Source organism: Vibrio sp. D3, from assembly GCF_043995865.1.
Classification (GTDB): domain Bacteria; phylum Pseudomonadota; class Gammaproteobacteria; order Enterobacterales; family Vibrionaceae; genus Vibrio; species Vibrio diabolicus.
Genome location: NZ_CP171887.1, coordinates 1,460,332 through 1,481,584, shown reverse-complemented (window position 1 = coordinate 1,481,584; position 21,253 = coordinate 1,460,332). Strand labels below are relative to the sequence as shown.

Below are 21,253 nucleotides of genomic sequence, written 5' to 3'. Positions count from 1 at the left end.
AATCACTCTAGATTGCGTTACTGAGCCAGCAGAGCTCTGCTGGCTTATGTGTATCTCTACGGACACACTTAGCTCAGTAGTTTACTCCATGCAAAACGGGCCCATATTGAGAACACAGAAAAACAAAAAAAAAAGGAGAGCAAACCTGCTCTCCTTTGTATTTTAACCGTGAATAAACTAAGCCACATTAACCGATTTAGTTAAACTATTGCTCTGAAAGAATTCATCATGTAATGCGCAAATCGCACGCTGATATTCTTTATCACCCACGACGAACTGAACGTTTACATTTCTCATTGATGAGTGAAGTGCAACTGGCGTTACGCCATTGTTCATCAAAGAAAGTACACCTTTCGCTAGTGTCTTGTTAGTGTCAATTTGAGAACCGATGGCTGAAATCAGCGCGACCATACGGCCTTTAATCGACGCATTCGGATAGCGTTTTTCAGCTTTATACAATACTTTGTTCAAGCTATCAGTACTGCCACCTAGATAGTAAGTAATAGAGTTCGCGTTCATCTCTTTACCAACTAAACTTACGCGAGCATCAGAGATAATTTCCATTAATTCGTAGCTAACGTTATCGGCTTTTCCCACCATCGCTTGGTCAAACAAATGCAGTGCAAACACTTTTTCTTTACCTGCGATAATTTCGACTTTGTCTTCTTCTGGGCGGTAGCTTGAAGAGATCAAAGTGCCTTCGTGTTCAGGTTCAAATGTATTTTTAATCTGTAGCTCAATACCACTCTCACGTAAACCTGCGGCTGCATTTGGGTGAATCGCTTCCATGCCAAGGTTAGCAAGCTGGTCTGCTACGTCATAGTTTGTACTACCAATTGGCAAAACTTTTTCAGGACCAACAACACGCGGGTCTGCAGAGCTCAAGTGATATTCTTTGTGAATTACCGCTAAATCCGCTTTTGTTATCGCTGCAATTCGGCTAAATGTCATTTCACTATAACCTCGGTCATAAGTGTGCATTAGGCCTTCCTTACAGTAAGCATAACCTGTAACGATTGGCAGTTCTTTTGACACATCAATATCAGCAAACGCATCACTGATCGATTCATCAAGGCTTCTTGGCGCTTGATTGTCCCAACCGGACAGGTCAACGAACTTAGCGTTAATACCCATATTTTTTAGTTTCAGTGCCGTGTTGTAAGCACTGTGCGCCTCACCGATAGACGACAGAAACTCTCGAATTTGAGGCAAATACTGACGTAGCGAAAACTGACCGTACTGGCAAGTTTCCAAAATGTTCGCAATACAGTTTTTCGCTTCAGCAATACGTGAGCGAATGAATTTATCTGCACGGATACGATTCATTGGGTCCGCGAAAATATTTTCATTTGTGAGCAGCATACGGCTTTCTACATATGCTAGCGCTTCTTCCCATTTGTCATCACGTTTCGCGATAAGCTGATAAACACCTGGCTTACTGGTTTTTTTACATTCGAGTAGCGCGTCGGTCATACCGCCGTATGCAGAGACGACAAAGATACGATTGTATGGCGATTTAGGACGAAGAATAATGTTGTCGAGAACAGCATCAAATGCTGTCATTGATGTACCGCCGATTTTTTCTACGGTAAATGTCATGATAAGCCTTTTTTGATTGGTAACTTTAAAAGAAAAAAGAAGAGATAGTTGATCGTGGGGCGACAAGCACCCCACCTCTATCTTTTAGTCAACGAGAGGATAAACACCATTTTCATCGTGCACTTCAGCGCCGGTAATTGGTGGGTTGAATACACACGCCATTACCATTTCTTTGTTCTTATAAGCTCTCAAGTAGTGCTCATCGTGTTTATCAAGGATGTATAACGTACCCGGTTTAATCGGGTAAGTTTCTCCACCAACGACTTCAATTTCACCTTCACCGCTCATACAAAAAACCGATTCTAGGTGATTTTGATAGTGAATGTGTGTTTCAGTACCTTCATAAATCGTAGTGATGTGGAAAGAAAACCCCATGTTGTCATCTTTCAACAACATACGGACACTTTCCCAGTTATCTGAAACCACACGTCGCTCACTGTTGCGACACTCATCGAGTGTTCTGACGATCATAATTAATAATCCTTATTAAGATGCTTGTTTGAAATGTTTCGCAGCAATGGTTTCCACTGCACTTTCAAAGATGCTTAGTCCTTGGTCTAGTTCTGACTCGCTAATCGTAAGTGGGCAGAAGAACTTAACGACTTCGTCGTCAGGGCCAGCTGTCTCAATTACCATTCCGTTTTCGAAACAGTTTTTCGCGATTTCAGATGCCATATCACCGTTGATACACTCAATACCAACCATCATGCCGCGACCTTTTTTCTGTACAAACATTTGTGGGAAGCGACGAACGCAGCGATCAATAACAGCACTTACTTTGTCTGAACACTGCTTGATGTGTGTTTCAAAATCATCATTTGCCCAATAAATTTCTAATGCTTTCGCCGCGGTAATAAATGCATGGTTGTTGCCACGGAACGTGCCGTTATGCTCACCTGGCTTCCACTGGTCTAGCTCTGGTTTGAGTAGAACGACGGCCATTGGTAAACCGTAACCACCGATCGATTTCGATAGCGTCACGATATCTGGTTGAATACCTGACGGCTCAAAGCTAAAGAAAGTACCTGTACGTCCACAGCCAGCCTGAATGTCATCGACAATCACAAGAATGTCGTTGGCTTTACAGATTTTGCTCAAACGTTGTAACCACTCGTTTGAAGCAGCATTTAAACCACCCTCGCCCTGCACAGTTTCAAGAAGTACAGCGGCTGGTTTATCCATACCTGCAGAGTTGTCGTTTAGCATGGTTTCGAACAATGCTAGACCATCAACGCCAGCGTAACCTTCAAATGGAATACGAGTGACGTTACTTAAGCTAGAACCGTTACCTTGTCTGTGATGCTGGTTACCCGTTGCAGCCAGTGCGCCAGCTGTACAACCGTGGAAACCGTTGGTAAATGCAACGACGCTGTCGCGACCTTTTACTTTTTTCGCTAACTTAAGTGCTGCCTCAACGGCGTTAGTACCAGTTGGGCCAGTAAACTGAACTTTGTAGTCCAAGTTTCTTGGTTTAAGGATGTAAGTATCCAACGCTTCAAGAAACGATGCTTTCGCTTCTGAGTGCATATCCAAACCGTGAGTAATACCGTCCATCTCAATGTACTCAAGCAGTGCTTGCTTAAGTACTGGGTTGTTATGGCCGTAATTTAGAGATCCCGCTCCAGCAAGGAAGTCTAAGTATCGTTCACCTTGTTCTGTTTCCAGCCAGCAGCCTTTCGCTTTACGAAAAACCACTGGGAAATTGTTTGAATATGAGCGTACGTTGGATTCCTGCTTTTTGAAAATATCCATGATGAGACCGTTTTTAATTCCTATTGTTTGAGGATTATTTGAGAGGAATGCGATACAAATATTCTGTATCGTGTTTGCCTTTAAAGTGGGCTTCTTCATCCAAAAATGTGCTTACTTGGCCAGAGTTGCCGTTCATCGCATCTAACTTTTTGAACAATGCCCAAGAGGCTTTATTATCTTCCGTGATGGTAGTTTCTACCGATTTAACACCGCCCAATTCCTCTCGGGTGAGAAGTTCTTTCAACATGCGGAATGCTAAACCGTGACCTCTAAAGCGAGGTGAGACTGCAACTTGCCAGACAAATAAAACGTCTTGCTCGTCTGGTTTCTGATAACCGGAAATGAAACCTGCGATTTCGCCTTTTTGCTCAACCAAAATACTGGTTTTGCTGAAATGCGTAGACTGTAGGAAATTGCAATAAGATGAGTTCATGTCCAATGGAGGACAGTCTGCAATTAAGCTGTAAATGTCGTCACCATCAGAGATTTTAGGCTCACGAAAAATCCATTTTTTACTTGAGTCTTCTCCAATCTCTGGATAAAGAACCCAAGGTGCTGATGTGATCATGTGGAAATACATATCCTTTGAGGTCTAATTAAATTTCCTTTTTATTATGGGCATTCCTCGCGACTAAAAATCAAATAATCCGCCTTTTTATCGATATTTTTGTGACATAGATCACAATAATATGCCATTTAACCAAATCTTAAAATAGTTCGAGGTCTAATTTATTAAAAAATCACTTAAAGAATAAGTATAAAAAACGAACAGAAAAAACAGTCCTCCATGGTCTTCATTTCTCAGCAAAAATTCAAAAATAAAAAAAAGCGGCATGCTTTCGCATGCCGCTTTATTCAAATATTTAACTGCTGATGTTGGTTATTTCGATTTCTTCTTAGAAACCGCTTTTGGACGAGGTTCATCCATCAGGCCTTTTACTAGGGAAACCGTTGCAACAAGCAGAACAATCGTAAATGGTAGGCCTGTGGTCACGGCCATTGCTTGAGCTGCCGCTAGGCCACCACCAAGCATCAATGCAATCGCAACTAAGCCTTCAAACGTACACCAGAACACGCGTTGAGGCGTTGGCGCATCGACCTTACCGCCCGCAGCAATAGTATCAATAACCAGTGAACCAGAGTCTGAAGAGGTAATGAAGAATACCACCACCAAAATAATACCGACGAAAGATGTAATTTCAGCTAGAGGCATCACATCTAACATGGCAAATAGTTTTAACGGTAATTCCGCGTTGAACACGGCTTCATAACCATCGCTCACGTATTGGCTTATAGCGTTACCACCAAAAGCGGTCATCCATAACACACAAACAGAGGAAGGGATAAGGATAACGCAAATAATGAACTCACGAACGGAACGACCACGAGATACACGCGCAATGAACATACCGACAAATGGTGACCAAGAAATCCACCAAGCCCAGTAGAATGCTGTCCAACCTTGAGAATAGTTTACGTCTTCTCGTCCAAATGGCATTGATAGGGCAGGAATATTAGCCACATATGACACTATATTTTCGAAGAAACCCGTTAAAATCGCGATCGTCGGGCCGACAACAATAACGAAAAGCAGTAAAAGCGCAGCGAGACCCATGTTGATCTCAGATAAGATTTTCACGCCTTTGTCTAGTCCCGCAACAACTGAGATTAAAGCGAGTGCGGTGATGCCAATAATCAATAGTACCTGCGTAGTATTCGTCATTGGAACATCAAATAGGAAGTTCAAACCCGTTGCGGCTTGAGACGCACCGTAACCTAGAGAAGTTGCCAGACCAAAAACTGTCGCTACAACGGCAAGAATGTCGATAATGTGACCAGTCCAACCCCATACACGCTCACCAAACAGTGGGTAAAAAATGGATCGCATGGTAAGTGGTAAACCTTTGTTAAACGAGAAAATCGCCAAACCAAGGGCCAATAGCGCATAGATTGACCACGGATGAAGCGCCCAGTGGTAAATCGTCGCCGCCATGCCTAGTGCAGATGCAGCACTTGCATCGCCTTCTGCACCACCTAGAGGGGCCCAGTCAGTACGTACACCGTTCTCAACGTTCACGCCACCAATAGCAGAACTAAAATGAGACATAGGTTCTGATACACCAAAGAACACCAGACCGATACCCATACCTGCTGCAAAGAGCATTGCCAGCCAACCCGCATAGGAATAATCTGGCGTCGCTTCTGTACCGCCGATTCGTACACGACCTAGCGGTGTAAAAATCAACCCAACACAGACAATGACAAAAATATTACCAGATGCGAGAAAGAACCAATCCAAATGGTGTAACAAACCCGCTCTTAAATCTGCGAAAAACGGCTCTACCTGTTCTCGAAATAATAGTGTTACTACAACAAATAGGATGATTGCTAAACCAGAAATTGCAAAAACACGGTTATGAATATCAAGGCCAAACGGGCCTACTTTTAACGCGACGTTATCCTGACCAATTTGATAGTCAGTGTCTATCGCGTTTACCTTTCCATCGGGGCGTTGAATGCCACCGTTATTATCGGTGCTCACGGATAATCTCCTTAAAAATACGTGACCAAATTTAAATTACTTTCGTCGGAGTTTGAGTGATGAAACCTCCCATCACTACCAAGCACATGTTCAAAAAACATAGTTCTTATAAGCGGTTACTCAGTCCGCCATCATAATCGCAAAGCCCCCTACCTTTCATTGCATTTTATTGTCTTCATCATAAACAACGCTTATTGCCAAATCGAAGAGATTGGCATGCTTCGATTAAAATGATATTGCAACTGTGCTTGAAACAGTTCAGCAGTTGCCAGCGCATCGGTCAAAGCATGATGAGGTTGATAAGCAGGAAGGCGATACCTTTCACGAGCATGCCCCAGCCTGACAGAGCCTGGCTTCTTACCTTTTAACTTATTGAATAGGCCACTGCATTCACGGCGCTGTATCGCGTGTTCAATGTCTAGCGTATCGACAACGGGAAACTGTATCCCCTCCCCAATGCTATTTAGCAACGCGTTATTAAAAAACTGCCTTTCGATATTTTTATAATGAACAAGCACAACTTTGCCTGACAGCGCATCCAATATTTCCCCTAAAATGTGGGTTAATTGGGGCGCGTTTTTGACTTCAGAATCAGTGATGCCATGAATCACAACTGACTCTTCGTTTAACTCACGATTAGGGTTAACAACCCAATGCGCAGAGCCACTACATTGAACACGATCAATAGTAAACGGCACAAGTCCAATCGTGAGAATTGCATCCTCTTCCGCATTCAAACCTGTCGTTTCAAAATCTACCGAGACAAATGGCACTTCCTCAACTGGGGTTTCCCCATTAACCATCGGTGTCGAGTAATAACGTTTGAGTCTCTCGTCTCTTGCTTCGGTCGCGAGCTGTTTAAATAACGTTGACCACTCTGGCGTCCGAGACGTATCCAACAACGGCTGATCTTTTGCTGCCTTTTTTGAGAACCACATTATTTGCTACTTCTCTGGTATCGGAACTTGATGAAGTTCTGTGCATTACTAAGGATTTGGAAAGCAGCTTTTAAGTTTCGGCGCTCAAACTCTGACATGTTCTCTGGCTCAATGTTGTTATCTGGTTCATCTCCATTTTCGATATCGAGTGCTTGATGACGAATTCGAACCATGTAGATCAATTCCATTGCATCCCTCAAGTCCATTCCTCGACCTTTAGGTAAAATGCCCGCATCATTGATATCGTCTAAACGGTCAAACGAGTTTTGCGAACGGGAACCAATTGCCAATGAATGTACTCGAATCAAATCTGCCAATGGCGCAGTACCTCTTCTTTTCAAGTTAATAGAATTGCGATGACGACCATCTTTTTCCATAACAAAATCTTTGAAGAAGCCCAATGGCGGTGTACGACGTATCGCGTTGTAAGCCATACATGCAAGGAAGCGGTTGTTTCTTTTCGCTCGCCTAACAATAAAGCTGCTTAATTGTTCCGCCCACTTCACTCGCCCATGAACACCTAATAAATCAAAAAAGATATTACTGTTTAACAACCTTTCAGGAGTTGGGTTATCTATCCAGTTGCCAAAGCACTCCTCCCACTCCGCTCGGGTTTTTCGCCACTCTGGATTGGTTGCCATAATGTCGCCAGTACAGTAAGCATAGCCGCATGCTGCTAAACCATCACAAACAAATTTGGCAAACTTTTCAAAGTACTCCCCGTGCATCTCAACATCATAACTGTTGTCGAGAATAAGGGCGTTGTCTTGGTCCGTTACAATTAACTGCTCATCCCTGGCCATCGATCCCATAGCGACCAAACAATACGGAATTGGCGCAGGGCCAAGCTCTTGCTCTGCTAATTCAGCCAAACGCTGTTTAAAGCTACTACCAATGACCGACATGGCTCGACCAATCATATGAGCGTTGGCATCTTCATTCACCATTCGTACAAAGCAGTCTTTCACTTGTTCAGAAACTTGCTTGAGATCTTCAACGCTGGTTTGTTGGAAGATAGAGCTAACGAGCAGCAAGCTGTTTTGAGATTCATAACGGACAATATCCGTCATGCCAATAATTCCTATCGGCTTTTTATCTTTTAAAATTGGGAGATGGTGCACGTTGTAGCGCAACATGGTTAACATGGCTTCAAAGACATAAGCGTTGTAATCCAGAGACACCACGTCATAACTCATGACCTCACTCACGGGGATATTGGTATCAATGCCCTGAGCTAATACGCGAATGCATAGATCGCGATCAGTCAATATTCCAAGTAGTTGTTCATCATCTTCTTCTGTGAGTTCTTCTGCTGGGCGAACAATAAGCAAAGAGGTGACATTTTCCTCCGCCATCAGTATCGCGGCTTCTTGAATCGATGCCGTCGCTTCCAACGTTACCGGATCTCTCGCTAAGATCTTACGTGCCTTGGCAGTGGTAAAGTCATTGCTTTCTGAGCGGCTGGATATTGCGCTTCGCAAACGCGCGCTGTCTTCCAGTTCCATGTAGTCAGCAAAGTTTTCAAACTCGTCACAAAGCTCGTTGAAAATATCCTCCGGAATACAGTAAACCAAGGTGTCTTCTATCGCTTTGGCAGGCATACGCACACGGTTGTTCATTAACAACCCCATCTGTCCAAACAGTCCACCAGCGTCAATCCTGTTATAGAGTTCGCCTTTACGTCGGTAGATCTCCACAGCGCCGCTTCTCACCATATATAAGTCGCGGATCGTGTCTCCAAAATTGAGTATCTCTGTGCCTTGCCGAAAGTATGCAACCTCGGCATTTAGAGCGATCTTTTTTAACTGCTCTTCGGGTAGATCATCGAAAGGTGGGTACTGGCTAATGAAGTTGAGCACTTCTAACTGTTCGGCTTCCATCTTTTATTCCATACGTTGCCTAAACTACAGCGATAAATATCACCAAGATTGAAATCAATCAATGAATAAATCTAAGAATAACAACACCTAACCTAGTTCGCAGAATAAAACTCCAACCAAAAATTAGAGATCTAATGTTTTTAAATATAGACCTCTAATCTATTTCTCCTTATAGCTATGCAGATGGGCTGAGTTGAAATGTACTAAAAACTTCAAAATAAATTCAAACCAATGTCATGGAAAAGTTAAGCGAAGACAAAACTAACCGTAAATATCTATTTTTGTTAATAAAAACACTATTTAACCACACCACCTTCATTGTTTATTGTATGCACATAAAATCCTGTTAACCGAACCCCATTCGTTGAAAGTTGAACTAAAATTAATTAGAGTACAAATCGTTAAACAGTTATAAACACACAAAAAAGGACAGATAACATGGATCCCATACTGGAAGTTAAGGGACTGTATAAAGTGTTTGGAGAAGACCCAGAAAGAGCCTTCTCGCTTATCGAAAAAGGTATCGATAAGGACGGTATTTTTGAACAGACAGGTTTAACAGTCGGCGTAAACGATGTATCTCTAACCATTAACGAAGGTGAAATTTTCGTGATCATGGGGCTTTCTGGTTCGGGAAAATCTACTCTCGTTCGACTCCTAAACCGACTCATTGAGCCAACGAAAGGCAGTGTTTATCTAAAAGGGAAAGATATTGCCCATATCTCTGAAGACGAACTTCGAGAAGTTCGTCGCAACAATATCTCAATGGTGTTTCAAAGTTTCGCACTTATGCCTCACATGACGGTGATCGAAAACGCTGCATTCGGTTTAGAACTTGCTGGCATTGATGTTAATGAACGTCAGAAAAGTGCCCTTTCCGCCTTGGAAAGAGTTGGCTTAGACCCTTATGCAGAATCTTTCCCTGACGAGTTATCCGGTGGTATGAAACAGCGCGTGGGTCTAGCAAGGGCATTGGCTTGTGACCCAGACATTCTATTAATGGACGAGGCGTTTTCCGCTTTAGACCCATTAATCCGTTCTGAGATGCAGGATGAGCTTATTCGTCTACAAAACGATGACAAACGCACAATTGTCTTCATATCTCATGATTTGGACGAAGCAATGCGTATTGGTGATCGTATCGCCATCATGCAAAACGGTGAGGTTGTTCAGGTTGGCACACCTGATGAAATATTGCACAGCCCAGCAAATGATTATGTCGAAGCGTTTTTCCGCGGCGTAAACATCGCAAGTGTCTTGACAGCAAAAGATATCGCTCGCAAGAAGCCAGCCGCCGTCTTTAAGAAATCGGAAAATGATGGCCCAGGCTCTGCGATGCAGATTCTGATGGATCATGACCGTGATTACGGCATTGTCGTGGATAAATCTAGCCGATATTCCGGCATCGTGTCTCTTGACTCACTACGTTTGGCTCACAAAGAAAACCGCTCTCTAGCCAGTGCTCAATTGACGGATGAAGTCACTCTTCAGCCAGAACAGTCAATCAATGACATTTTGGGGCTAGTTGCAGGCGTTCCTTATGCCGTACCTGTCGTTGATGAGCAAGGTACTTACTTTGGTGTCGTGACTAAATCACGTCTTCTACAAACACTAGATAAGGATTAACACGATGTCTTCAGAGCAAACTAACAATGATCCCTGGTCGAATACCGCTCCTGCACAAGATGATCCTTGGTCACAAGGTGCAGGTGCTGACGCTGCCCCAAGTAATGACTGGTTAAGCTCAGAAACTGTAGAGCAAGCGCCATTCGACATTATGAACCCATTCCAAGATGCGGTTCTACCACTTGATAGCTGGGTAGAATCGGGATTGAACTGGTTGGTGGAACATGGTCGCCCTGTTTTCCAAGCAATTCGAGTTCCAATCGACTTTATTCTTACCTCGTTTGAAACTGCTTTGGTGTCCACACCTGCGCCCATCATGGTGCTCATTTTATTTTTGCTGGCGTGGCAGTTTTCCAATGTAAAACTCGGTTTTTCAACGCTTGTATCCCTTGTTTTTATCGGCCTAATTGGTGCGTGGTCACAGGCGATGACAACGCTCGCACTGGTTTTAACCGCCGTCTTCTTCTGTTTGCTTATCGGGCTACCGATGGGGATATGGTTGGCGAGAAGCCAAACCGCAGCCAAATTTGTTAGACCAATACTCGATGCAATGCAAACGACCCCCGCGTTCGTTTATCTAGTGCCAATCGTTATGCTATTCGGTATTGGTAACGTTCCTGGCGTTGTAGTAACCATCATTTTCGCACTGCCTCCCGTTGTACGCCTGACTATTTTAGGGATTCAGCAAGTACCTGAAGAGCTGATCGAAGCGGGCCACTCTTTCGGGGCAAACAAAAAACAGATGCTTTACCGCATCCAATTGCCATTGGCGTTACCAACGATTATGGCAGGGGTAAACCAAACCTTGATGCTTTCACTTTCTATGGTAGTGATCGCTTCAATGATTGCGGTTGGCGGCTTGGGCCAAATGGTACTTCGTGGTATCGGCCGACTTGATATGGGTCTTGCTGCCGTCGGTGGCTTAGGCATCGTAATTCTTGCCATTTTATTAGACCGTATTACCCAAGTATTAGGGGTTAATGCGGGTAACACCAAGCTTCGCTGGTATCACACAGGTCCTGTTTCATACCTATTAAAACTGAAAACAAAGACGAACCAAGACGATCTAAAACTTAGGAGAAACATCAATGAATAATTCATGGAAGAAAGCGCTCTCTGTTGGAGCTCTAAGTACTATCGCATTTTCAACTTATGGTGTGGCAAGCGAACTACCGGGTGAAGGTGTGACTGTTCAGCCAGTTCAATCAACCGTTGCAGAGGAAACGTTTCAAACATTGATCGTAAACCGTGCACTTGAAGAGCTTGGTTACGATGTAAAACCAACTAAAGAAGTGGATTACAACGTAGGCTATACCTCTATTGCTAAAGGCGACGCTACTTTCTTAGCAGTAGGTTGGTTCCCTCTTCACGCCGATAAGTACACAATGTCTGGCGGTGATGATAAGTTTTTCCGCAAAGGTCAATATGTAAGTGGTGCTGCGCAAGGTTACTTGATCGATAAAAAAACCGCTGAAAAATATGGCATCACAAATATTGGTCAATTAAAAGATCCAAAACTGGCGAAGCTTTTCGATGCCAACGGTGACGGTAAAGCGGACTTAACAGGTTGTAACCCAGGTTGGGGTTGTGAAATGGTCGTTGAGCATCAGTTGGATGCGTTCAAGCTTCGTGACACAGTAACGCACAACCAAGGTAACTACGCTGCGATTATCGCTGACACGATTTCTCGTTACAAAAAAGGCGATCCGATTCTTTACTACACTTGGACACCTTACTGGGTAAGTGGCGTCTTAGTTCCGGGTAAAGATGTTGTTTGGTTAGAAGTGCCATTCTCTTCACTTCCTGGTGAGCGTAAGGACATCGACACCACACTAGAGAACGGTAAGAACTACGGCTTCGAGATGAACTCTATGCGCATCGTTGCGAACAAAGAGTTTACTGAAAAGAACCCTGCAGCAGCGAAGCTGTTTGAAATCATCAAGCTAAACATCAATGATGTTAGTGCGCAGAATATGATGATGAGCCAAGGTAAGAACAGCTCAGCAGACATCGAGTCTCATGTAAATGGCTGGATCAAAGCGAACCAGAAAAAGTTCGACGCATGGGTAGACGAAGCTAAAAAAGCAGCCATGTAACCGACACGACCATTAAAATACGTGACACCTAACTTTAGAGCCAACCGTTCACATCGGTTGGCTCTTATTTTATTCACAGTAGTAAAAAGGATTGCAACAATACTGAGCCTTGCTCCTCAGTATTTTCTTAAAGTTTCTACTTAATTTCATTCCTTAAGAGTTTCTTAAGTTTCGCGTTTTATTTTGTTGATAACCAATCAAACAAAGGAAGCGCTCATGAAACACCATGCACAAATTTCTGCAGATGGCTTTACTTTAGACATCGTCTATCCAATGCATCCGCTTTGGAGCCAAGTTATCGAGCATGTTTCTCAGCGTTATCAAGAAGCATTCTTTGCCGAGCTCAAACAGTTTATGCCGGCGTATTTAACCCTCATTGACGGCGGTCAAATTATTTCCGTATGCGGCTTTCGCATCGCCGAAGATGAACCTTTGTTCCTTGAACAGTATTTAGAAGACGACGCCCAAAAGCTGGTTTCTAACGTATTTAACTGCGACGTAAAACGTTCGAACTTAGTGGAGTTTGGTCACTTGGCATCTTTCGCTAAGGGCATGTCATCTCTGCACTTCTACCTGATCGCAGAAATGCTGGTCAATCTCGGTTTTGAATGGTGCATCTTCACCGCGACAGACCCTCTTCACGCCATGATGGCGCGTCTAGGATTGGAGCCTCATATCATCGCGCAGGCCGATCAAAATAAAGTCCCCTATGCCAAGTCCACTTGGGGTTCGTACTACGAACATCAACCGCGTGTGTTAGCTGGCAATTTGCAAAAAGGACTCGAACGTCTTCGATTAGTCCAAGAAAGAAAACGCAAACAAGCCTAGATAGAAAAGCAAACACAACCAGAACAACTTGGTTAAACACAACGCCAGAATATAGGTGACGTATGAATATTCTCCTCGATGCCATTACAAAATGGGCAAAAACGACACCAGACCGAGTAGCACTTGTCGGCTACGATGCGAATCAAACCGTTGAACTGACTTACTCTGAATTGTTAAACAAGATCGAACTCGTTGCCGCCGAGCTTATTGCACAGAACATCAAAGCACTCGCGCTACGCGCAGAAAACAGCATCGATTGGGCCATTGTTGATTTGGCGGCGATGGCGGCAGACATAGTCGTCGTACCTATTCCGACTTTTTTCTCTGATGCGCAGGTTGAACATACGTTAGAGCAATCAGGCGTCGATGCTTTAGTTGGCGACTGGCAAGCATGGTTGGCTTCTCATCCTAAGCAAAGCTTTAACCAGCAAGACCATCCGTTTTCCATTGCAAATTTGCCTTTGCTGCGTCGTAACCAGTTGGGAGATGAAGGTACACAGGTAGCTTCTCTACCAGAAACCGGAAAAATCACATTTACGTCTGGCTCGACTGGTCAGCCTAAAGGCGTGTGTTTAAGCAATGATCATTTGTGTTTGGTGGCGAAGTCGCTCGCCGATGCAGTAAACAGCGCGGCGCACTCGCACTTAGTGCTGCTTCCGTTATCGACGCTTCTCGAAAACATAACCGGTGTTTATGTACCACTCATGTTGGGCGTGACGTCATATATTTTACCCGGAGAGCAAACCGGCCTACTCGGTTCAAGCCAATTCGAACCGCGTTTGTTTGCACAAGCATTAGTGACCATCAAACCAGAAAGCTTAGTGCTAACACCAGCTTTATTGCTTGCGCTCATTCACATCGCGAAACAGCAGCCCTCTCTTGTGGATTCTCTAAAATTTGTCGCCGTTGGCGGCGCAAGAGTGTCGTCGCAACTGATTAACACCGCGCATGCGCTGAACATCCCTGCGTTTGAAGGTTATGGCTTGTCTGAATGTGGCTCCGTCGTTTGTTTGAATACACCAGCCACATTTAAAGCAGGAACGTGTGGCAAACCGCTTCCCCACGCTCAGATTCGTATCGCGGAAGATGGTGAACTGCTCGTCAAAGGCAACGTTGCTCTTGGTTATTTGAATGAACCGTTTACTCAAGAATGGTTAGCGACTGGCGACTTAGCCCAAATTGACGCACAAGGTTTTGTCACTCTCTCGGGGCGCAAGAAAAACCTTATCGTCACCGCGTATGGCAGAAATATCTCACCGGAGTGGATTGAATCAGAAGCGTTGGCGTTTTTGCCGATGACGCCACTGATCGTTACGGGCGATAGCCAACAAACATTATGCGCTGTCATTGCCAATAGCGAAGACGTCGAAGCAAAGGTTCATACATTAAACCAAACCCTACCCGATTACGCTCAAATCCGAACCTTATTGCTGCTGGACAACCCACGAGCCATCTCTGGTTGGTACACGGATAACGGCAAGCTCAAACGAAATCAAATCGAACATGATGTGGCTCAGTTATTAGCGAGCACAACGCCTGAATTAACGCTGCAAGCGCAAAAGATCCAACGCATCGATTTGCCCTTCCAGCAACACATTACGTCTTTCCAAACTGCATCTTAGTTAACGGCTTCTTAAGGAGAAGGTTATGACTTTATTTTTCGAACAACTCAAACAAAGCACTACCGCTGCTCAACAAGCAATGTTAACTGCGCCAGTCATCGCAGACGTTCAACAAGGCAACATTTCCAAAGATATGTATATCGCCTTTCTAACCCAAGCTTACCATCACGTTAAGCACACTGTTCCCTTGCTGATGGCGTGTGGAGGTCGACTATCTGGCGAATACGAATGGGTACGAGATGCCATTGCCGAGTACATCGAGGAAGAGAAAGGCCATCAAGAATGGATTTTAAATGACATCAAAGCGTGCGGCGGCGATGCCGAAGCAGTGCGCAATAACAAAGATGTAGGTCAAGTAGGTGCACCGATTGAACTGATGGTTTCCTACCTTTACCACAACATTGACCGCCACAACCCACTCGCGCTGTTTGGCATGGTGTGGGTATTAGAAGGCACCAGCGTCGGCATTGGTGGCCAAATGGCTGAAAAAATCCAGTCAACGCTAAGCCTACCGCCTTCGGCAATGACTTACCTAGTTTCACACAGCGTGTTAGACCAAGATCATCTGCAATTTTTTGAATCACTGATGAACAAAATCACCAAAGTGGAAGATCAACAAGTCATCATCGACTCCGCAAAAATGGTGTTCGCATTGTACGGACAAATGCTGCGTTCTTTGCCTTCTTTCTCAACCCAACAAGCGGCGTGAGGTGAAGCATGATCATTAACAACAGCACCATTCTCTTGACAGGCGCAACGGGCGGAATTGGGCAAGCCATCGCGCAAGAGTTAGCAAAACGCGGTGCCAGCCTCATTCTTGTTGGGCGAAACGAAGAGAGCTTGCAAACACTACAGCGTGAACTGTCGAATCCAGAGCGCCATAACCTAGTCGTTGCAGACATCACCTCATCAGAAGGATTAACTGCGATTAAAGCTCGAGCGCGCCGACATCAAAGAGTGGACGCACTGATTAACAATGCGGGCAGCAACGATTTCTCGTTGTTAAGCCACAAACGATCAACGCAGATTACAGACGAAATCCAACTCAATCTCGTTGCGCCGATGCTGCTGTGCCAATCGGCGTTAACGTGGTTAAAGCAGCCTGGGGTGATTCTCAATATAGGTTCCACATTCGGCTCAATTGGCTACCCTGGCTATACCTCCTATTGCGCGGCAAAAGCGGGATTGCACCGTTTTACCGAATCGCTCGACAGAGAACTGTTCGCAACCGGAATCCGTGCGCTGTATTTGGCACCAAGAGCGACAGAAACCTCACTCAATAGCGATGCCGTAAATGAGATGAATCGACAACTGGGTAACAAAACGGACTCGCCGCAAGTTGTTGCCAATCACGTTGTCACCATGTTGGAAAAAGAAATTTCCGCGAAATGGATTGGTTGGCCAGAAAAGCTTTTTGCACGCATCAATCAACTGCTTCCAAGCGTGGTTTCTTCTGCGATTCGTAAGCAACAAGAAACCATTCACCAATACGTAAACCGGGTCAGTCATTGAAGAGGACATGGACGATGAATACCAAACAACTACTTTGCGCTTTGACGGTTTGTTCAACGTTAGCTTCGACCGCTGCGTTGGCAGGTAATGCTCCACTGCAACAGGTTCAAAAGAAATGGGCGGAATGTCAGTACAGCACGCCCGATGGTGACGAAAAGGAACAATGCTTCCATCGTGCGATTGCCAAAACCAGTATTTATCTCGACAGAGAACCCGGTAATCCCGAACTCACTGTTTGGCTGGCAATCAATAAAGCATCGCTGGCTGGTGCTCAAGGTGGCTTGGGTGCACTATCACTCGCCAAAGAAGCCAAATCTTTACTCGAAGGGGTAATCGCAACTTCACCGCAAGCGCTTGATGGATCTGCATACACCAGTTTAGGTTCTCTGTATTACAAAGTTCCGGGGTGGCCAATTGGCTTTGGTGATGACGGTAAAGCCGAAGAAATGTTGAAAAAAGCGTTAGAGATCAATCCCAAAGGCATCGATCCGAACTATTTTTATGGAGACTTCCTTGCAGAAGAAGGTCGAGACAAGGAAGCGAAAGTGTATTTGACTCGCGCAATGCAGGCGTCACCTCGCCCTGACCGACCTTTGGCTGATAAAGGTCGAAAACTGGAAATTGAAGCGACTCTTGGGAGATTGAAATAAACCATGCGCTTATTACTCGTAGAAGATGACAAACTACTCGGTCAATCCATGGTGACTTCATTAAGTCGCCATGGGTACACCGTGGATTGGGTGGAAAAAGGCTCTGGCGTGACTAGCGCACTCAAAACAGAAGCGTTCACTGCAGTAATTTTGGATCTCACTCTCCCCGATATCGATGGATTGGAAGTTCTGCGTAATATTCGCAAAGGCGGATTTAAGCTCCCAGTGATGATACTTACCGCACGAGACGACATTCGCGATCGCGTTCAAGGCCTCGACGGCGGCGCAGATGACTACCTCGGAAAACCGTTTGCACTCGAAGAGTTGCTCGCTCGCTTGCGTGTGTTGATTCGCCGTCAATCCGGTAGTGCAGAAGAAATCATTCAAGTTGGACAGTTATCTTTATCCTTATCGGAACAAAGCATTCGCTACGATGACGAGCCGCTTAAACTCACACGCAATGAATTTAAAATCCTCACCAGTTTGATGACGAACGCCGGACGCGTGCAAAGTAAGGAGCAATTGCAACAATCACTGCACGGCTGGGATGAAGGTTCAAGCGACAACGCTATCGAAGTTCATATTCACAATTTGCGTAAAAAAGCGCCCAAAGTGGTCATTAAAAATATTCGCGGTGTGGGGTACATTCTTGAAAGATAAGAAATCGTACTCGATCAAACGTCAGTTAACTCTATCAGTAGGCGTGTTGGTAAGTGTTCTCTTACTCATCTCACTTTATTTCAGTTTCCAATCTGCGAAGCACGAGGTCGAAGAAGTTTATGACGCTAGGCTTGGACAATCCGCAAAATTAATGTTGCTGACGCTCTCAATTTCAACGGAAGAGAGGACTCTCGCTAACCATCGAGAATTATTTAATGAGTGGATGGAAAACATTGAGTCAATGTCAAAGTCTGACGATGACAATGTGACAACGTTCGGCCACCCTTATGAACAAAACTTGGTTTTTCAATTCTATCGAGACAACACACTGCTCTGGAGCTCTGATCAAACCTTGCACGCACTCTCTACGTCCTTTGATAATAACGGCTACGCTGATATCGTAAAAGACGGTACACAATGGCGTACATTTCAGATTTCACTGCCACAAACAAAACATGATAATGAATACGTCGTGGTTGCAGAAAAATACAAGATACGTAAAGAGATCATCCACGAAATAGCCCTATCCACATCAATAGAACAATTGCTGATACTACCAACTTTGTTGCTTTTGCTGTTTTGGTTGATCGATAAACATTTCCGACCGATTAACGACCTGCGCACCGCCATCACACAAAGAAACGTACACCGATTAGATCGCATTCATGTAAAAGACAACACCGTTGAACTCGCACCACTTGTCGATTCGCTCAACTCTCTCCTCTCTGAACTAGAGTTAGCCTGGCAAAGAGAGAAACGCTTTACACGTGCTGCAGCGCATGAACTAAAAACCCCACTAACAATCCTTCGTCTTAACGTAGAAAATGCACTTGAAAGTAATGATCCGGAGCAACTGAGAGGAGATTTACACAACATTCTGCAAGGCATTGAACGCACTGACCGCCTTATCCATCAGCTACTGACTTTAGCTAAAGTAGATAGCTTATCAGAACGTGTATTCGACACCGTTGAGCTAACCCCTTTGTTGCAAACCGTTGTTGCTGATTTGGCACCGTTAGCATTGAAGCATAAGCAAGACATCAGTTTATCATCTTCCAACATCGCTATATCCGGTGATCGAATGTTGTTAGAGGTGTTATTTCGTAACCTCGTCGATAATGCGATTCGTTACTCCGGCGAGCACAGTGACATAAAAGTCAGCGTCACAGAGAACAATAATACAATCAAAGTCTTAATTTCCGATACTGGTCCAGAAATCCCGAAAGAAACTCGTGAAAGAATCTTCGAACAGTTTTATCGGGGTCATTCCGAACATGGCGACGGTGCGGGTTTAGGGATGTCAATTTGCAAAGACATTACAGCACTACACCGTGCAACACTTGAGCTCATTCCCAGAGAAAATAGTAGGAATACGTTTGTCGTCACTTTCCCAAAGTGCTAACAAAAGCGATACAGACCATAACCTGTTTAATTTATGTTCCAGCCGAACATGAGCTTCATTCCACACTTACATAGACATACCAACACTTACACTACTCGACCATAAGCCCACATTATAATTCACGTTTATTTCACGCTTGCTTTGTTAAAAACAACACAACATAACAATTAAACTATTCGAATAAATATGAAAAACTTATCCAAGGGCTCTGTGTGGGGGCCTTTGCAGCCAATTGCTGCTTTTACTTTGTTTTCACTTATATTTTTGTCTATCTCACGCGTTTTGCTCGCCTTTTGGCAACTTGATCGAATTGACTCTTTCAACGACTTAATTTATATCCTAGGCCAAGGCTTACGCGTAGACATTGCAACACTGTGCTGGTTATTCATCCTCCCTGCACTACTTTCAGCCCTAATGCCATTAAACGGCAAGATTGGGCAATGCTGGAAATGGATATTGCGCATATGGATGGTTTTAGGGCTTTGGATTCTCGTGTACATGGAACTGGCAACGGCACCATTCATTCAAGAATATGACCTACGCCCAAACCGTCTGTTTGTGGAATACCTTATCTATCCGAAAGAGGTCATGGGCATGCTTTGGACTGGCTATAAGCTAGAGCTGTTTATTGGCGCGTTAGGCACGGCATTAACTCTAGTTTTGGGTTGGAAGTGGAGCAAAAAACTGACCGACAATGCACAGCAGATCAACTGGAAGTGGCGCCCACTATTAGCCATTTTTGTTGTGCTTCTTGGTGTTGCAGGCGCACGCTCGTCTTTAGGCCACCGCCCACTAAACCCAGCCATGGTGGCGTTTTCTAACGATCCACTGCTTAACGACTTAGCATTAAACTCATCTTACTCACTGCTGTTTGCTGTCAACAGCATGAAGTCAGAAAAAAGCGCAGAGCAGTTCTACGGCAAGATGGATAATCAAAAGATGCTGGAGCTAGTTCGCGCTTCGTCAAAAAAGTCCGACTTTGATCCAACATTGCTTCCAACCATGAACAGTAACCCCGCGACTTACCATGGTAAACGTAAGAACTTAGTGATCTTGCTACAAGAGAGCTTAGGAGCGCAATTTGTGGGTTCTTTGGGTGGTCTGCCTCTTACGCCAAACCTGGATGAACTCATGGCTGAAGGTTGGCAGTTCACGCAAATGTACGCAACGGGTACTCGTTCTGTTCGTGGTATCGAAGCCGTAACCACGGGTTTTCCACCATCCCCTTCTCGCGCAGTGGTGAAACTAAGCAAAAGCCAAACAGGCTTCTTTACCATCGCAGACTTACTCAAAGCACAAGGCTATCACACGCAATTTATTTATGGCGGTGAAGCAAACTTCGATAACATGAAAACCTTCTTCTTCGGTAATGGTTTTGATCAAATCGTCGAAGAAGATGATTACAATAACCCAAGCTTTGTTGGCTCTTGGGGGGTCAGTGATGAAGATTTATACAACAAAGCAGACGAAGAGTTTGAACGTCTTTCAAAAAGCGACAAACCTTTTTTCAGCTTAGTTTTTACGTCAAGCAATCACAGTCCTTATGAGTATCCGAAAGGTAAAATTGAGCCATACGATTCCGAACACATGACGCGTAATAACGCGGTAAAATATTCAGATTACGCTTTGGGTACGTTCTTTGACAAAGCGAAAAACTCATCCTACTGGGATGATACTATTTTCATTGTCATTGCAGACCACGATGCCCGCGTGTCTGGTGCTAACTTGGTTCCAGTTAAGCACTTCCATATTCCTGCATTGATCATTGGTAAAGACATTCAACCACGTAAAGATGACCGTATCGCAAACAACATAGATATGCCGCCTACGCTGTTGTCTCTTATTGGCGTAGACGCCAAAACGCCGATGATTGGTCGTGATTTAACGAAACCACTGGCTCGCGAAGATGAACGCGCAATGATGCAATACGACAAAAACTTTGGTTATTTAACGCGTGACAACCTAGTTGTGCTTTCTCCTGGTGAAAAAGTATCGACCATGGAATACGACTTTGAAAGCCAAACCATGAAACCGCTAGAAGTCGATGAATCCGTTATTGAACGCGCAAAAGCAAACGCATTGTTTGCATCTAAGGCGTATCAAAACAACTGGTACGCTTCGAAATGTACCAACTAATATCTGCTGA

18 protein-coding genes are annotated in these 21,253 nt (G+C 44.4%); 11 read left to right on the top strand and 7 right to left on the bottom strand.

The genetic code is table 11. The annotated features are described in order from the left end of the window. Positions 1-177: 177 nt before the first annotated feature. From ACHFJ9_RS14855 to ACHFJ9_RS14825, 7 genes are all read right to left on the bottom strand, one after another. On the bottom strand, positions 178-1,599 hold the full coding sequence (locus ACHFJ9_RS14855) for an aspartate kinase (RefSeq protein WP_005393366.1): 1,422 nt from the start codon (positions 1,597-1,599) through the stop codon (positions 178-180). 84 nt (positions 1,600-1,683) lie between these two features. After that, the gene (locus tag ACHFJ9_RS14850; protein ID WP_005393369.1) at positions 1,684-2,070 is read right to left on the bottom strand and encodes an ectoine synthase; all 387 of its coding nucleotides are present in this window, start codon (positions 2,068-2,070) and stop codon (positions 1,684-1,686) included. A gap of 15 nt (positions 2,071-2,085) precedes the next feature. After that, on the bottom strand, positions 2,086-3,351 hold the full coding sequence (gene ectB / locus ACHFJ9_RS14845; protein WP_005393371.1) for a diaminobutyrate--2-oxoglutarate transaminase: 1,266 nt from the start codon (positions 3,349-3,351) through the stop codon (positions 2,086-2,088). A gap of 34 nt (positions 3,352-3,385) precedes the next feature. Next, positions 3,386-3,919 carry a diaminobutyrate acetyltransferase gene (gene ectA / locus ACHFJ9_RS14840; protein WP_005393379.1) on the bottom strand — a complete coding sequence of 178 codons (534 nt, stop codon included), beginning with the start codon at positions 3,917-3,919 and terminating at the stop codon, positions 3,386-3,388. Positions 3,920-4,231: 312 nt separating this feature from the next. Continuing rightward, the gene (locus ACHFJ9_RS14835) at positions 4,232-5,893 is read right to left on the bottom strand and encodes a BCCT family transporter (protein ID WP_005393381.1); all 1,662 of its coding nucleotides are present in this window, start codon (positions 5,891-5,893) and stop codon (positions 4,232-4,234) included. Between the two features lie 191 nt (positions 5,894-6,084). Then, complete coding sequence (locus ACHFJ9_RS14830; RefSeq protein ID WP_114322387.1) at positions 6,085-6,831, bottom strand: 3'-5' exonuclease; 747 nt, start codon at positions 6,829-6,831, stop codon at positions 6,085-6,087. Further along, positions 6,831-8,711, bottom strand: coding sequence for a DUF294 nucleotidyltransferase-like domain-containing protein (locus ACHFJ9_RS14825; protein ID WP_006741594.1), 1,881 nt, complete (start codon positions 8,709-8,711; stop codon positions 6,831-6,833). Before ACHFJ9_RS14825 ends, ACHFJ9_RS14830 begins: the two co-directional genes overlap by 1 nt. A 438-nt stretch (positions 8,712-9,149) precedes the next feature. On the opposite strand from ACHFJ9_RS14825, the gene proV reads away from it, so the two are divergent. The 11 genes from proV to ACHFJ9_RS14770 all read left to right on the top strand — a co-directional run bounded on the left by proV (position 9,150) and on the right by ACHFJ9_RS14770 (position 21,243). Then, positions 9,150-10,337, top strand: a complete 1,188-nt coding sequence (proV, locus tag ACHFJ9_RS14820) for a glycine betaine/L-proline ABC transporter ATP-binding protein ProV (RefSeq protein ID WP_005393388.1) — start codon at positions 9,150-9,152, stop codon at positions 10,335-10,337. A 4-nt stretch (positions 10,338-10,341) separates the two neighbouring features. Beyond that, a complete protein-coding gene (proW, locus tag ACHFJ9_RS14815) occupies positions 10,342-11,433 on the top strand; it encodes a glycine betaine/L-proline ABC transporter permease ProW (RefSeq protein ID WP_046874899.1) in 1,092 nt (363 codons plus the stop codon). Continuing rightward, a complete protein-coding gene (gene proX, locus ACHFJ9_RS14810; RefSeq protein WP_005393392.1) occupies positions 11,426-12,433 on the top strand; it encodes a glycine betaine/L-proline ABC transporter substrate-binding protein ProX in 1,008 nt (335 codons plus the stop codon). Before proW ends, proX begins: the two co-directional genes overlap by 8 nt. 216 nt (positions 12,434-12,649) lie before the next feature. Next, positions 12,650-13,261: a thermostable hemolysin gene (locus ACHFJ9_RS14805; protein ID WP_124008934.1), complete on the top strand. Its 612-nt coding sequence runs from the start codon at positions 12,650-12,652 to the stop codon at positions 13,259-13,261. 62 nt (positions 13,262-13,323) lie between these two features. Beyond that, positions 13,324-14,883, top strand: coding sequence for an AMP-binding protein (locus ACHFJ9_RS14800; protein WP_256899022.1), 1,560 nt, complete (start codon positions 13,324-13,326; stop codon positions 14,881-14,883). Positions 14,884-14,908: 25 nt separating this feature from the next. Next, a complete protein-coding gene (locus tag ACHFJ9_RS14795; RefSeq protein WP_065646781.1) occupies positions 14,909-15,592 on the top strand; it encodes a TenA family transcriptional regulator in 684 nt (227 codons plus the stop codon). An 8-nt stretch (positions 15,593-15,600) separates the two neighbouring features. After that, positions 15,601-16,395 (top strand): SDR family oxidoreductase, encoded by a 795-nt coding sequence (locus ACHFJ9_RS14790; protein WP_258623285.1) that lies wholly within the window; start codon positions 15,601-15,603, stop codon positions 16,393-16,395. Between the two features lie 14 nt (positions 16,396-16,409). Beyond that, a complete protein-coding gene (locus ACHFJ9_RS14785; RefSeq protein ID WP_193447129.1) occupies positions 16,410-17,045 on the top strand; it encodes a hypothetical protein in 636 nt (211 codons plus the stop codon). A gap of 3 nt (positions 17,046-17,048) precedes the next feature. Then, positions 17,049-17,705, top strand: a complete 657-nt coding sequence (locus ACHFJ9_RS14780) for a response regulator (protein WP_109168399.1) — start codon at positions 17,049-17,051, stop codon at positions 17,703-17,705. Beyond that, complete coding sequence (locus ACHFJ9_RS14775) at positions 17,695-19,107, top strand: HAMP domain-containing sensor histidine kinase (RefSeq protein WP_258620316.1); 1,413 nt, start codon at positions 17,695-17,697, stop codon at positions 19,105-19,107. Before ACHFJ9_RS14780 ends, ACHFJ9_RS14775 begins: the two co-directional genes overlap by 11 nt. Before the next feature lie 186 nt (positions 19,108-19,293). Then, the gene (locus tag ACHFJ9_RS14770; RefSeq protein ID WP_258620318.1) at positions 19,294-21,243 is read left to right on the top strand and encodes an LTA synthase family protein; all 1,950 of its coding nucleotides are present in this window, start codon (positions 19,294-19,296) and stop codon (positions 21,241-21,243) included. Positions 21,244-21,253 lie beyond the last annotated feature (10 nt).